The sequence below is a fragment of the Streptomyces sp. NPDC043176 genome, from assembly GCF_056436715.1.
In genome coordinates this window covers 1-13,556 of record NZ_JBWKCA010000038.1, presented here as the reverse complement: position 1 = coordinate 13,556, position 13,556 = coordinate 1, and the positions used below count along the sequence as shown (strand labels likewise).

The following is a 13,556-nucleotide window of genomic DNA, read 5'->3' as shown; positions in this document are numbered from 1 at the left end:
CCGAAGCCATGCCGCCTCCGGGCGGTGGACGGCATCCGACCGGCCGGGCGCCGGAACCAGTTACGCGCTCCGGGCCAGCAGACCGGCGTCGATGACCTCAGCGATAAGGTTGGCGCCGCGGCTGTTCTGGTGGATGTGGTCGGTCGTGAGCACGAGACCTCGCCGCCGCGAGATCGTGTCGAGGCTGCGGCGCAGCACCGCGTGCTGGACGAGGACGCCGACGACCGCCGCGGGTGTCACCTCCCGGTAGGAAATCGGCGGCGGGTCCGCTTGGCGCAGTTCCTCGATCTGGCGTTCGTGGAGCGGAAGGTAGGCCACCTGGTCGGTGGCGGCGACCTCGGTGATCATCCGGCTGTACGCCTCCGACGCCTGTGCCGCTGCTCCGTCGAGTTGTTGGCCGAGCACCGGGAGCGACAGCAGACCGATCGTCGCGTCGGTCTCCGCTCGCAGCCGTGCGACGACGGCTCCCAGGCACTGTTGGAACCAGCCGGCCGACGGGCGATGGGGGAGCTGTTTGCGCTTCATGGCCTGCTCGACGGGGTAGCCGGCAAGGCTCGCCCGGGCGTCGTTGGTCCCGATCAACACGGTGATCACATCGGGTGGGTTCGTGACGACGGCGTCGAGGCGCTGCAGGAGGTTGTAGGCGAAGTCGCCGTTGGCGCCGAAACGGGCGAGCTGCACGTCACCGGGAGGGTGGCGTCGTCCGAGAAGATCCAGGTAGTCGACGCTGAACTGCGCGCGGGTGAGGCTGTCGCCGAGGCACGCGATGCGTGTCGTCACGGCGCTTCCTCCGGGCTGGGCGTGCCGACGCGTTCGGTCGGGCGGATGTCGGTCCGAGGGCGGTGGTCGGTGCCGAGGGTCGCGGTGATGGCCAGGATGGACGCCGGCCCCTCCATGTCGACCGCGTGCCACACCCCGGCCGGGTTGACGGTGGCTTCGCCCGGCCCGAGCAGAACGTGGTCGGGCACCCCGTTCACGTCGCGGGTGACCGTCACGGACCCGCTGAGGCAAACGACCAGTTCGTCGCCTGCAGGGTGGCTCTCCCAATGGTCGCCGGGCCCGTCGCCGTCGAAGATCATCACCATCCGGCCCTCGGCGCCGTCTGCCGCGACCGCGGCGCTGTAGGCCTGGAGCACCTCCGGGTTCCAGGCGAAGCCCTCGACGGGTTTCGCTCTCGATCCCAGTCCGAGGTGCACGGGGGTGGCCCGCAGGTCCATGGCATTGCGTTCGTGGTTGACGAGTCTCATGCCGACGATCGTCCACGACAGCGATCGGGCGGTCTTGAAGAAAAGGGAAGAGAAGCCGACGCGAAGGGCAGGCGGTCGGCGGCTACCCGGCTCCGAGGAGGACTTCGCCGCGACGCCAGGCCGTCGGCGATCGACCCGTGAACTCGCGCCAGTCCCGAACGAGATGGGCCTGGTCGGCATAGCCGGAGACGGTTGCCACATCGCCCCACGGGAGCGGGTCCCGCGCCGCCGCCAGTTCGTGCGCGTGCTCGAAGCGCAAGACCCGGGCGAAGGTCTTCGGCGACAGGCCCACCTCACCGCGAAACCGCTCGGTGAGGTACCGACGGCTCCAGCCGAGTTCCGCGGCGACCGCACCGACCTGGACGCAACCCCGCGCGGCGACGAGGCGGCGCCATGCCTCGGCCACCTCGGGGCGCACCCCACGCACACGGTCGCCGCAGGCGCCACGGCCGACAGCCCGGAGGAGCAATTCGTCCAGCGCGGTGAACCGCGCCGCCCATGTGGTCGCCGATCGCAGCCGGTCGACCAGCTCGACGGCAAGCGTTCCGAGAAGCTCGTCGAGTGGGACCAGTCGGTGGGCGAGCTCGGCGGACGGCATGCCGTAGATGGCCCGGGCCCCGAGCGGTGTCAGCGATACCTGAACGCCTTGCTGGCGTCCGTCGTGGTGAATCGCGACGGACCGGCACATCAGACCGCCGGCCACGCTGCCGAAGCGGGCGACAGGTGACCCGTCGTCAACGCCCGCCGCCACCTCCAAGGGATCCGACAGGCTGATCACCGCGGTGAGCGCGCGGCTCGGCGGGCCGCAGTGCACCCCCGTCGGGAGCCCGCGGAGGTCGAAGCCGACATACGAGTCGACGTACTCCCGCAAGACGGGCGCCGGACGTGCACCGATCCCGGTGGCCGTGTGGTCCTCCATCTTCGTCAGTGTACGAGCCGCCCGGCCCAGGAAGATCACGGTCCAAGGACTGATCACCACCGTTCGCGGCCGGTGACGCGGTTCTTGCCGGCACCCCGGGTGCGTCCGCCGGGTCAGCGCCGCCCGCCGCTCGGAGTCGCCGAGCCGAGCGGGGGTCGGTACGGAGCGGTCGCCTGCTCGTTCCCACGCCGTGTCGTACGGCGGCGGTAGGGGCGGTCCGGGGGCCGGGGGATGAGCATCCATACCCAGGAATGATGTCGCTCGCCCCCGTCCCAGGTTTCTCGATACTTAATGCAGGCCAAAAGAAAAGTCGTGTCGAATCTCTTGACCCCTCTGTGGAACACCCGCGAGCATCTGCTGCGGAGAGCGCGCTCCTCTTCCTGACTCCCCCTCATCCCCGAGGAGATCGACCCATGCCCGCAGCCGGCACCCGCGTCGCACCACCCCCACCCCCGCCCGGCCAGGATCCCCGCCCCGTCTCCCGCACCACACCCCGCAGGGCGGGCGCCGCCGCGCTCGTCACGGCGCTCCTCGCCGGCCTGCTCGCACTCGTCGCCGCACCCCCCGCCACGGCGGCGCCCGTCCTGCTCTCGCAGGGCAAGCCGGCCACGGCCTCCAGCCAGGAGAACGGCGGCACCCCGGCCGGCGCCGCCGTCGACGGCGACCCCGGCACCCGCTGGTCCAGCGCCTTCGCCGACCCGCAGTGGATCCAGGTCGACCTCGGATCCCCGGCCGCCCTCAGCAGGGTCGACCTCCGCTGGGAGACCGCGTACGGCAAGGCCTACCGCATCGAGCTGTCCACCGACGGCACCACCTGGACCAGCGCCTACAGCACGGCGAACGGCCCCGGCGGCAACGAGTCCCTCCCCGTCACCGGCACCGCCCGCTACGTCCGGGTGTACGGCACCACCCGGGCCACCGGATACGGCTACTCGCTCTGGGAGTTCCAGGTGTACGGCTCCGCCGACGGCGGCCCGGTCCTGCCCGGCGGCGGCGACCTCGGCCCCAACGTGCACGTCTTCGACCCGTCCACGCCCGGCATCCAGGCCAAGCTGGACGAGGTCTTCACCCAGCAGGAGTCGGCCCAGTTCGGCACCGGACGGCACGCCTTCCTCTTCAAGCCGGGCACGTACAACGGGCTCAACGCCCAGATCGGCTTCTACACCCAGATCGCCGGCCTCGGGCTGCGCCCGGACGACACCACCATCAACGGCGACGTGACCGTCGACGCCGGCTGGTTCAACGGCAACGCCACCCAGAACTTCTGGCGCGCCGCCGAGAACCTCGCCCTCAACCCCGTCAGCGGCACCGACCGCTGGGCCGTCTCCCAGGCCTCGTCGTTCCGCCGCATGCACGTGAAGGGCGGCCTCAACCTCGCCCCCAACGGCTACGGCTGGGCCAGCGGCGGCTACATCGCCGACTCGAAGATCGACGGCCAGGTCGGCAACTACTCGCAGCAGCAGTGGTACACCCGCGACAGCGCCATCGGCGGCTGGTCCAACAGCGTCTGGAACCAGGTCTTCTCGGGCGTCGAGGGCGCCCCGGCGCAGAGCTTCCCCGAGCCCCGTTACACCACGCTCGACACCACCCCCGTCTCCCGCGAGAAGCCCTTCCTGTACTGGGAGGGCGGCGAGTTCAAGGTCTTCGCGCCGGCGAAGCGGGTCAACGCCCGCGGCACCAGCTGGGGTTCGGGCACCCTCCAGGGCCGGTCCATCCCGCTGAGCGGCTTCTACGTGGTCAAGCCCGGCACCACCGCCGCCACCATGAACGCCGCCCTGCGCCAGGGCCTCCACCTGCTGTTCACCCCGGGCGTCTACCACGTCGACCAGCCCATCCAGGTCGACCGCCCCGGCACCGTCGTCCTGGGCCTCGGCCTCGCCACGATCATCCCCGACAACGGCGTGACGGCCATGAAGGTCGCCGACGTCGACGGCGTCCGGCTCGCCGGCTTCCTCATCGACGCGGGACCCGTCAACTCCCCGGTCCTGCTGGAGATCGGCACGCAGAACTCGGCCGCCGACCACGCCGCCGACCCCACCACCGTCCAGGACGTGTACCTCCGCGTCGGCGGCGCGGGAGCCGGCAAGGCCACCGTCGCCATGGCGGTCCACAGCGACGACACCATCGTCGACCACACCTGGGTCTGGCGCGCCGACCACGGCGAGGGCGTCGGCTGGGAGACCAACCGGGCCGACTACGGCGTCCGCGTGTACGGCGACGACGTCCTGGCCACCGGCCTGTTCGTCGAGCACTTCAACAAGTACGACGTCGAGTGGTTCGGTGACCGCGGCCGCACGATCTTCTTCCAGAACGAGAAGGCCTACGACGCGCCGAACCAGGCCGCCGTCCAGGACGGGCCCCACAAGGGCTACGCCGCCTACCGCGTCGACGACTCCGTCACCACCCACGAGGGCTGGGGTCTCGGCAGCTACTGCTACTACAACGTCGACCCGACGATCCGCCAGGACCACGGCTTCCGCGCCCCGGTGAAGCCCGGCGTGCGGTTCCACGACCTGCTCGTGGTGTCCCTCGGCGGGAACGGACAGTACGAGCACGTCGTCAACGACGTCGGAGCCCCGACCTCGGGCACCTCCACCGTGCCGTCCACGGTGGTCTCGTACCCCTGACCCGACCGGGCCGGGCGGCGTGTCCTCAGCGCGCCGCCCGGTCCCGCACGGCCGACGCCCACGCCGGCTGCTCCCCGGCGGCCTCGCCCGCGGCCTCGGCCCGCCGGCCGCCGCGGGAGAAGAAGTCGGCGAGCGGCAGGATCGCGGCGCCGACCGTGACGGCGTCGGGTCCCAGCCTCCCCATGCCGATGGTCACCCGGGCCGCCGGGTACGCGAGGGCGTACTCCGCCACGTATCCCTTGACCGTCTCGAGGAAGCGGGCGCCGAGCTGGAGTCCGGCCCAGCCGCCCACGAGGATCCGCTCGGGCTGGAAGAGGTTCACCAGGTCGGCGAAGCCGGCGCCCAGGTACTCGGCGGTCTCCTCCAGGACGGCCAGCGCGGCGGCGTCCGGTTCCGTGTCAGGACCGGCCGGATAGGCGGCGGCGAGCATCGAGGTGAGGGCCGTCTCCTCGTCCGCGCCGCCCGGCGGCTTCCCGCCCGCCTCGCGCCACCGTTCGAGCAGGGCCTCCGCGCCCGCGTACGCCTCCAGGCAGCCCCGGGCGCCGCAGCGGCAGCGGCGACCGCGGACCCGCACCTTCAGATGGCCCCATTCGAGCGCCCGGCCGGGAGCCATCGGGTCCGCCACGACGCAGGCGCCGACGCCCGAGCCGAACAGCACGACCACGGCGCTGGTCGCGCCGCGGCCGGCGCCGAACCACATCTCGGCCTGGCCGAGGGTCTTGGCGCCGTTGTCGATCCGGTACGGCACCGAGTCCGGCAGGTCGACGGCCTCCCGCAGGAGCCGCTCCAGCGGGACGGCGTCCCAGCCGGTGGTCTGGCCGTGGACGACGGCGCCGTCCTCGGGGGTGGGGGCCACGATCCCGGGCACGCCGACGCCGACGCCGAGCAGCCGCTCGGCCGGCACCTCCGCGGTCCGCAGCACCTCGGCGATGCCCTCGCGGATGTGGTCCACCACCACCCCGACCTCGTACCGGTCGTGCGGATGGGCACTGTCCACCGCCAACGGGTGCTCTGCGCGGGCGAGTTCGGTGAGGGTGAGGTCGAAGAGCTCGATCCTGACCCGGGTCTCGCCGACGTCGACGCCGATCATGCAGCCGCTGCCCGGAGTGACCCGGAGCAGGATGCGGGGGCGCCCGCCGGCCGAGTCGACGCTGCCCGCCTCCTCGACCAGTCCCTCCGTGACGAGTTCCGCGACCACGTTGCTGACCGATCCCGAGCTCAGCCCGGTCGCGGGTCCCAGTTCGAAACGGCTCATCGGCCCGTCGAAGTACAGGCTCTGGAGGACGGCCGTGCGGTTCTCGCGTCGCAGGTCACGCACGGTGCGGCCGTTCCGCATGGTCACTGGGCCCCCTGGTGAAGTAGTCCTCACCTCAAACGTACCGCCTGGGGCGGGGCCCCAAGGAGGCGCCGGCGGGGTGCGACGCCGCTCCGCGCCGGGGTCAGGCCTTGCGGAGGCCGCTGAGGAGCAGTTCGGCCAGTTGCTCGTACGCCTCCGCGTCGGCCAGGCCGGTGGCCGCGGCCACCTGGCGCCGCTGGATGCGGACCATCACGGAGGAGATGACGTCGGCCGCGAAGGTCACGTGCACCTCGCGGAAGACGCCGGCGCGCACCCCCTCCTCGATGAGCTGCTGGACCCGGCCCGCCGCCGCGCGGGTGTTGCGCTCGTACACCTCGGCCGCCGGCTCGAAGGCGGCCACGTCGTCGAAGAACTGCGGGGAGACCGGCGCGAGCTCGGCCGAGACCGCCCGCAGGTAGGCGGCGAGGCGCTCGGCGGGGTCGGACGCCGCGGCCAGGCCCGCCTCGACGCGGGCCGTGGCGCGCCGGAAGAAGTGCACGACGGCCGCGCGGACCAGCTGTTCCTTGCTGCCGGCCAGGCCGTACAGGGTCCGCTTCGAGCAGCGCAGGCGCGCGGCCAGGTCGTCGAGCGTCAGCCGGGCGAAACCCTCGCCGACGAGCAGGGCGACGAGGTCCTCGAAGAGGGCGGAGCGGCGCGCCGCTCCCCGGCCCGTGAGCTTCGGTGCGTCGGCGGCGGGGGTCTCGATCACCCGCCCAGTATTCCAGGCCGCCGGTCCCGGGGGGCACGGCGGCACCCTTCTGCGCTACGCTAAGCGGTACTGCAGTACCTTCCCCAGTACCACTTTGCGCGCCGCTGGAGTCGCACATGGATGTCGACCGCCTGCTTCCCACCCCCGAGGCGGCGGACCTCATCGCCCTCACCCGGGAGATCGCCGACAAGGAGCTCTCTCCGCGGGTGAACGAGCACGAGGCCGCCGAGACCTATCCCGAAGGTCTCTTCACCACCCTCGGCCAGGCCGGGCTGCTCGGCCTCGCCTACCCCGAGGAGTACGGCGGCGGAGGCCAGCCGTACGAGGTGTACCTCCAGGTCCTCGAAGAGCTCGCCGCGCGCTGGGCGGCCGTCGCCGTCGCCACCAGCGTCCACACGCTGGCCTGCCACCCCCTGCACACCTTCGGCACCGCGGAGCAGAAGGAACGCTGGCTCCCCGCGATGCTGGAGGGCCGGACCATCGGCGGCTACAGCCTCTCCGAACCGCAGGCCGGCTCCGACGCCGCCGCGCTCAGCTGCAAGGCCGAGCGGCAGGACGACGGCAGCGGCTACCGGATCACCGGAACCAAGGCCTGGATCACCCACGGCGGCAAGGCCGGCTTCTACGCCCTCTTCGCCCGCACCGCCCCCGGCAGCCACGGCATCTCCTGCTTCCTCGCCCCCGGGGACGCGGAGGGCCTGAGCTTCGGCCTGCCGGAGCGCAAGATGGGCCTCCAGGCCGTCCCCACCACCTCCGCCTACTGGGACGGCGCGCTGCTCGACGCCGACCGGCGCATAGGGGAGGAGGGCCAGGGCCTCCAGATCGCCTTCAGCGCCCTGGACAGCGGCCGCCTCGGCATCGCCGCCTGCGCCACCGGCCTCGCCCAGGCCGCCCTCGACGCGGCCGTCGACTACGCCAACGAGCGGACCACCTTCGGCCGCAGGATCGTCGACCACCAGGGCCTCGGCTTCCTCCTCGCCGACATGGCCGCCGCCGTCGACGCGGCCCGCGCCACCTACCTGGACGCGGCCCGCCGCCGCGACCTCGGCCGCCCCTTCAGCCGCCAGGCCAGCGCCGCCAAGCTCATCGCCACCGACACCGCGATGAAGGTCACCACGGACGCCGTCCAGGTCCTCGGCGGCTACGGCTACACCCGCGAGTTCCCCGTCGAGCGCTACATGCGCGAGGCCAAGATCATGCAGATCTTCGAGGGCACCAACCAGATCCAGCGCCTCGTCATCAGCCGCGGCCTGGCGCGCCCGGCGTAGCCCCGCCCGGCGCCGGGCCGGCCTGACCCGCGGGGCCCGGCCGGGAACCACGAGAACCCCCCTCCCGGGTGCCGGGAGGGGGGTTCTCGCCGCATCCGCTCCTCGCGTGCCTACTCGACGAGGGCGGCGACGCCGGCCCGGGCGAACTTCTCGTCGAGGTCGCCGGAGGGGGCACCGGCGACGCCGATGCCGGCGATGGGGGCGCCCTTGGCGGTGACGGGGGCGCCGCCGCCGAGGAAGAGGGTGCCGGGGATGTCCTTGAGGGTGGGGGTGTTGGTGAGGCGCTTGACGAGTTCGGAGGTGGGGGCGTTCCAGGAGGCGGCGGTGTAGGCCTTCTTCACGGCGGACTCGTAGGACTGCGGGCCGGCGCCGTCGCCGCGGAGGGTGACGAGGGTGTTGCCGTTGCGGTCGACGACGGCGACGGAGACGCGCTGGTTCTCCTTCTCGGCGGCGGCCGGGGTCGCCTGCGCGGCCTTCGTCGCGGCCTCGATCGTCAGGTGCGTCGACCGGGTGGTGTTCTTGTTCTTGGCGTCGGCCTCGGCGGCGGCCGGGGCGGCCGCCGCGACGGCACGTACCTGCCCACCAGGTCCTCTGACCGGCTCAGCCGCTCGCGGCGGCCGCCTCGGCACCGAGCAGGGCGAGAGAGTCCGCCCACAGGACGTCGAGGCGGCCCGGGTCGTCGTACAGCTTGGCGAAGAGGACCTGGCCCTCCAGCTGGGCGACCAGGGCGCGCGCGGCGGCCCCGGCGTCGGAGACCGTGACCTCGCCGCGGTCGCGGGCCTCCGCGACGGCCCCCTCGACCAGGGACACCTGCTCGTCGAAGACCTCCCGCAGACGCGCGCGGACGCTCTCCGTCCGGGTGCTCATCTCCAGGGCCAGGTTCCCGAGCAGACAGCCGGTGACCACGCCACAGCTCTCCCGGTCGGCGCGCAGCCCGTCCCCGGTGGACTCGTACAGCCGCCGCAGCCGCGCGAGCGGCGGGACGTCCGGGTCCAGCGCGCGGTCCCACTCGGCCCGCCGGGCGGTCCAGTGCTCGTCCACGACGGCGAGCGCCAGCTCCTCCTTGGACGCGAAGAAGTAGTAGAAGCTCCCCTTCGGGACGCCGGCCGCCGCACAGATCTCGGCCACGCCCAGGGCCGCGTAGCCGCGGGACAGCATCAGCTGCTCCGCGGCGGCCAGGATGCGCTCCCGCGCGTCACTCGTTCGCCCCATGGTCCGAGTCTACGACCGGTCGACTACTTCCTCGCCGAGCCCTCGGCCTCCGCTTCCGGGGGCACGGGCCACGGTTCTATGGTGGGCGGCGCAGATCGCGCGGACCGCGCGGTCCTCCGCGGGCACGCGCCCGATCCGGCGGCCATCCCGGCGGCAGGGTCGCACCCGCACGACACGAACGAGGAGTTCCATGGACATCGCCGGCTCCGCCGCTCTCGTCACCGGTGCCGCTTCCGGTCTCGGGGCCGCCACCGCCGCCGCGCTCGCCGCCCGCGGCGCCACCGTCTACGGCCTGGACCTCGGCAAGGCCGTGGCGGCCGCGGGGCAGCTGCCGGAGGGCGTCCGGCTGCTGGCCGCCGACGTCACCGACGAGGAGCAGGTGCGCGAGGCCCTGGCCGCGATCGACGCCGACGGTGCCGAGCTGCGGCTCGCCGTGAACTGCGCCGGCATCGCCCCCTCCGCGCGCATCCTGGGCCGCAGGGGACCGCACGACCTCGACCTGTTCCGTACGGTGCTGGAGGTCAACCTGCTCGGCACGTTCAACGTGATGCGGCTCGCCGCCGAGGCCATCGCCCGCCACGAGCCCGACGAGCACGGACAGCGCGGCCTCGTCGTGAACACGGCCTCGATCGCCGCGTTCGAGGGTCAGGTCGGCCAGATCGCGTACGCCGCCTCCAAGGCCGGTGTCGCCGGGATGACGGTGACCGCGGCCCGCGACCTCGCGCAGTTCGGCATCCGGGTCGTCACCGTCGCCCCCGGCATCGTCGACACCCCGATGATGGCCGGCTTCGGCGAGGACGTCAGGGCCGGCCTCGCCGCGAGCGTCACCTTCCCGCAGCGCCTCGCCCGCCCGGAGGAGTACGCCCGGCTGGTCACGATGATCGCCGAGCACGACTACCTCAACGGCGAGACGATCCGGATGGACGGCGCCCTGCGCATGGCTCCCCGCTGAACCTCCGTACCCTCCTGAGAGCACTCGGTGCCGGATTCTTCCGGCACCAAGTGCCGCGGGGAGTCCTTTCGGGTGTTAGGTTCGGGCCATGGGAACTGCGTCGACGAACTCCACGAAGCCCGCGATGCGGGACTCCCTCATCGCCGCCGCCTTCCAGCTCTTCCTGGAGCGGGGCTACGAGCAGACCACGGTCGACGACATCGTCACGCTCGCGGGGGTCGGCCGGCGGTCCTTCTTCCGGTACTTCCCGTCGAAGGAGGACGTGGTCTTCCCCGACCACGAGCAGTGCCTCGCCGACATGACGCGGTTCCTCGCGGCCAGCGCCGACTCCGACGACCCCGTCGTACGGGTCTGCGACGCCGCCCGGCTCGTCATGCGGATGTACTCCGAGAACCCGACCTTCTCGGTGCAGCGCTACCGGCTCACCCGGGAGGTGGCCGGACTGCGCACCTACGAGCTGTCGGTCGTCTGGCGGTACGAGAAGACCCTCGGCGACTACCTCCGCACCCGCTGGGCCGACCGCAGGGACGGCACCCTGCGGGCCAACGTCGTCGCGGCTGCCGTCGTCGCCGCCCACAACCACGCCCTGCGCCACTGGCTCCGCTCGGGCGGGGAGGGCGACCCACAGGCGGAGGTCGACCGGGCCCTGGAGTTCGTGCGCGGCACCTGGAGCACGGACGCGGCCTCGGAGGCCCCGGCGGAGGAGACCGGGGACGTGGTCGTGGTGATCACCAAGCGGTCCACCCCGATGTGGCGCGTGGTGCGCGAGGTCGAGTCGAGCCTCGGCGAGGGCTGAGAGGCGGCAGGGGGTCTCGGTATCCGGAATTGAGGGAACTGAGGTCTTTATTTGATGGCACTCAGTGCCATATCTTTGCCTTGCACGGTCGAGCCGCCGAGTGCAAGGAGAGGCATCGTGTTCCACACGGGACTGAGGAGCGGGACCGCCGTCCAGGACGACGAATCGACCCCGGACTCCGAGCTCTATTTCCAGCGCTGCCGCTGGTGCCACAGCACGACGTTCCAGCGCCTGCTCTGTCCGACCTGCGGGTCGACCGACCTCGCGCCCGAACTCAGCGACGGCGAAGGCGTGATATCCGTGCGCCGCGGGGTCGCCGCGGCCGACGCGGACCTCTGGCCGGTGCACATGACCGAGGGCTTCGTGGTCCGCTGCCGGGTCGACGGACCCCTCCACGCGGTGCGCCCCGGGGTCCGGGTCAAGCTCTCCTCGGGTGCGGGGGAGACCGGACGCAGGCCGGTGGTCCGGCTCTGCGACGAGGTCCCGCTCGACGGCTGGTTCTGACGGACGTCTCCGACGACGAAAGGGGGGCGGGGGTGGCACAGAGTGCCACCCCCGCCCCCCTTCGTGTGCGGAACCGGAAGGTCAGCGGGCGCCGATCTCGTCCGTCAGCTGCGGCAGCACCTCGAAGAGGTCGCCGACCACGCCGTAGTCGACCAGGTCGAAGATCGGGGCCTCGGGGTCCTTGTTGACCGCGACGATCGTCTTCGACGTCTGCATGCCGGCCCGGTGCTGGATCGCGCCGGAGATGCCCGCCGCGACGTACAGCTGCGGCGAGACCTGCTTGCCCGTCTGGCCGACCTGGTTGGAGTGCGGGTACCAGCCGGCGTCCACGGCGGCGCGGGAGGCGCCGACGGCCGCGCCGAGCGAGTCGGCCAGCTTCTCGACGACCGCGAAGCCCTCCGCGGCGCCGACGCCGCGGCCGCCGGAGACCACGATCGCGGACTCGGTCAGCTCGGGGCGGCCGGTGGAGACGCGCGGGGTGCGCGAGACGACCTTCGCGGCGTTGCCGGTGAAGGCGACGGTCACGTTCTCGACCGTGCCGGCGGCCGGAGCGGCCTCCGGGGCGGCGGAGTTCGGCTTGACCGTGATGACCGGGACGCCGTGCGAGACCGTCGACCGCACCTGGTACGAGGCGGCGAAGACGGACTGGGTGGCGACCGGGCCGTTCTCGCCGGCCTCCAGCTCCACGGCGTCGGTGATCAGGCCGGAGCCGAGGCGGAGCGCGACGCGGGCCGCGATCTCCTTGCCCTCGCCGGAGGAGGTCACCAGGACGGCGGCCACCTCCTTCTCCTTGGCGAGCTGGGTGAGCGCGTCGACCTTCGGCACGACGAGCTGCTCGGTGAACTCGGCGCCGTCCGCGACGTACACGGTGGCCGCGCCGTACTCCCCGGCCGTGGCGGCGATCGAGGCCGCCGCCTCGCCGGCGCCGAGGACGACCGCCGTGGGCTCGCCGATGCGGCGGGCCAGGGTGAGCAGTTCGAGGGCCGGCTTGCGGACCGCACCGTCGGCGTGGTCCACGAGAACCAGGATCTCAGCCATGATTCGTAGCTCCTGTGTGGGTGAGTGACCGACGGCGGGTCAGATGAACTTCTGGGTGGCGAGGAAGGCGGCGAGCTGCTTGCCGCCGTCGCCCTCGTCCGTGACGATCGTGCCCTGCGTACGGGCCGGACGCGCGGCGACGGCGTCGACCAGCGTCCAGGACCCGGCGAGGCCCACCTCGTCCGCGTCGATGTCCAGGTCGTCCAGGTCCAGCTCGGCGACCGGCTTCTTCTTGGCGGCCATGATCCCCTTGAAGGAGGGGTAACGGGCCTCGCCGGACTGGTCGGTGACCGACACGACGGCGGGCAGCGGGGCCTCCAGGAGCTCCGTGGCGGCGTCGCCGTCACGGCGGCCCTTCACGAGCCCGTCCTCGACGGAGAGCTCGGAGAGCAGGGTGACCTGCGGCAGGCCCAGACGCTCGGCGAGCAGCGCGGGCAGCACGCCCATCGTGCCGTCGGTCGAGGCCATGCCGCAGACGACCAGGTCGAAACCGGTCTTCTCCAGGGCCTTGGCCAGGATCGCGGAGGTGGCGATGACGTCGGAGCCGTGGATGTCCTCGTCGTTGACGTGGACGGCCTTGTCGGCCCCCATCGACAGCGCCTTGCGCAGCGCGTCCTTGGCGTCGTCCGGGCCCACGGTCACGACGGTGACCTCGGCGTCGTCGGACTCCTCCGAGATCCGCAGGGCCTGCTCGACGGCGTACTCGTCCAGCTCCGAGAGCAGCCCGTCGACGGCCTCGCGGTCGGTCGTCAGGTCGTCGGCGAAACCGCGGTCGCCGGTCGCGTCGGGGACGTACTTCACACAGACAGCGATCTTCAGGGTCACGGCCTGGCTCCTTTCGAGAGGCGGGGGGTTACGGGAGGTTGCGGGCCATCACGATGCGCTGAACCTGGTTGGTTCCCTCGTAGATCTGGGTGATCTTGGCGTCGCGCATCATGCGCTCCACGG

The 13,556-nt window shown here is 72.4% G+C and carries 15 protein-coding genes; 5 read left to right on the top strand and 10 right to left on the bottom strand.

Going from position 1 to position 13,556, the window contains the following annotated elements:
• Window positions 1–60: 60 nt before the first annotated feature.
• From AC067A_RS35585 to AC067A_RS35575, 3 genes are all read right to left on the bottom strand, one after another.
• The gene (locus AC067A_RS35585; protein WP_479247485.1) at window positions 61–780 is read right to left on the bottom strand and encodes an SGNH/GDSL hydrolase family protein; all 720 of its coding nucleotides are present in this window, start codon (window positions 778–780) and stop codon (window positions 61–63) included.
• A complete protein-coding gene (locus AC067A_RS35580; protein WP_479247483.1) occupies window positions 777–1,247 on the bottom strand; it encodes a cupin domain-containing protein in 471 nt (156 codons plus the stop codon). The genes AC067A_RS35585 and AC067A_RS35580 overlap by 4 nt, the downstream gene beginning before the upstream one ends.
• Window positions 1,248–1,329: 82 nt before the next feature.
• Window positions 1,330–2,166 (bottom strand): AraC family transcriptional regulator, encoded by an 837-nt coding sequence (locus tag AC067A_RS35575; protein ID WP_479247481.1) that lies wholly within the window; start codon window positions 2,164–2,166, stop codon window positions 1,330–1,332.
• Window positions 2,167–2,579: 413 nt separating this feature from the next.
• On the opposite strand from AC067A_RS35575, the gene AC067A_RS35570 reads away from it, so the two are divergent.
• Entirely contained in the window at window positions 2,580–4,793 is a 2,214-nt protein-coding gene (locus tag AC067A_RS35570; protein ID WP_479247479.1) for a discoidin domain-containing protein, read from the top strand.
• 25 nt (window positions 4,794–4,818) lie between these two features.
• On the opposite strand, the gene AC067A_RS35565 is transcribed toward AC067A_RS35570, so the two are convergent.
• Together AC067A_RS35565 and AC067A_RS35560 are read right to left on the bottom strand one after the other, a co-directional pair.
• Window positions 4,819–6,135 (bottom strand): ROK family transcriptional regulator, encoded by a 1,317-nt coding sequence (locus AC067A_RS35565; protein ID WP_479247477.1) that lies wholly within the window; start codon window positions 6,133–6,135, stop codon window positions 4,819–4,821.
• Between the two features lie 97 nt (window positions 6,136–6,232).
• The gene (locus AC067A_RS35560; RefSeq protein ID WP_479247476.1) at window positions 6,233–6,838 is read right to left on the bottom strand and encodes a TetR/AcrR family transcriptional regulator; all 606 of its coding nucleotides are present in this window, start codon (window positions 6,836–6,838) and stop codon (window positions 6,233–6,235) included.
• A 116-nt stretch (window positions 6,839–6,954) separates the two neighbouring features.
• On the opposite strand from AC067A_RS35560, the gene AC067A_RS35555 reads away from it, so the two are divergent.
• The gene (locus AC067A_RS35555) at window positions 6,955–8,106 is read left to right on the top strand and encodes an acyl-CoA dehydrogenase family protein (RefSeq protein WP_479247474.1); all 1,152 of its coding nucleotides are present in this window, start codon (window positions 6,955–6,957) and stop codon (window positions 8,104–8,106) included.
• 110 nt (window positions 8,107–8,216) lie between these two features.
• On the opposite strand, the gene AC067A_RS35550 is transcribed toward AC067A_RS35555, so the two are convergent.
• Window positions 8,217–8,735: a GlcG/HbpS family heme-binding protein gene (locus tag AC067A_RS35550; protein ID WP_479247472.1), complete on the bottom strand. Its 519-nt coding sequence runs from the start codon at window positions 8,733–8,735 to the stop codon at window positions 8,217–8,219.
• Window positions 8,707–9,318 (bottom strand): TetR/AcrR family transcriptional regulator, encoded by a 612-nt coding sequence (locus AC067A_RS35545; RefSeq protein ID WP_479247470.1) that lies wholly within the window; start codon window positions 9,316–9,318, stop codon window positions 8,707–8,709. The genes AC067A_RS35550 and AC067A_RS35545 overlap by 29 nt, the downstream gene beginning before the upstream one ends.
• A 190-nt stretch (window positions 9,319–9,508) precedes the next feature.
• On the opposite strand from AC067A_RS35545, the gene AC067A_RS35540 reads away from it, so the two are divergent.
• From AC067A_RS35540 to AC067A_RS35530, 3 genes are all read left to right on the top strand, one after another.
• On the top strand, window positions 9,509–10,270 hold the full coding sequence (locus AC067A_RS35540) for an SDR family NAD(P)-dependent oxidoreductase (protein ID WP_479247468.1): 762 nt from the start codon (window positions 9,509–9,511) through the stop codon (window positions 10,268–10,270).
• An 88-nt stretch (window positions 10,271–10,358) separates the two neighbouring features.
• On the top strand, window positions 10,359–11,066 hold the full coding sequence (locus AC067A_RS35535) for a TetR family transcriptional regulator (RefSeq protein ID WP_479247466.1): 708 nt from the start codon (window positions 10,359–10,361) through the stop codon (window positions 11,064–11,066).
• A 117-nt stretch (window positions 11,067–11,183) separates the two neighbouring features.
• Window positions 11,184–11,570 carry a zinc ribbon domain-containing protein gene (locus AC067A_RS35530; protein WP_479247464.1) on the top strand — a complete coding sequence of 129 codons (387 nt, stop codon included), beginning with the start codon at window positions 11,184–11,186 and terminating at the stop codon, window positions 11,568–11,570.
• Window positions 11,571–11,651: 81 nt separating this feature from the next.
• On the opposite strand, the gene AC067A_RS35525 is transcribed toward AC067A_RS35530, so the two are convergent.
• The 3 genes from AC067A_RS35525 to AC067A_RS35515 all read right to left on the bottom strand — a co-directional run.
• Window positions 11,652–12,608 carry an electron transfer flavoprotein subunit alpha/FixB family protein gene (locus AC067A_RS35525; protein WP_479247463.1) on the bottom strand — a complete coding sequence of 319 codons (957 nt, stop codon included), beginning with the start codon at window positions 12,606–12,608 and terminating at the stop codon, window positions 11,652–11,654.
• Window positions 12,609–12,647: 39 nt separating this feature from the next.
• The gene (locus AC067A_RS35520) at window positions 12,648–13,433 is read right to left on the bottom strand and encodes an electron transfer flavoprotein subunit beta/FixA family protein (RefSeq protein WP_479247461.1); all 786 of its coding nucleotides are present in this window, start codon (window positions 13,431–13,433) and stop codon (window positions 12,648–12,650) included.
• Window positions 13,434–13,461: 28 nt separating this feature from the next.
• Window positions 13,462–13,556: acyl-CoA dehydrogenase family protein (locus AC067A_RS35515; RefSeq protein WP_132919430.1), on the bottom strand; the 95-nt coding region annotated here is incomplete at its 5' end.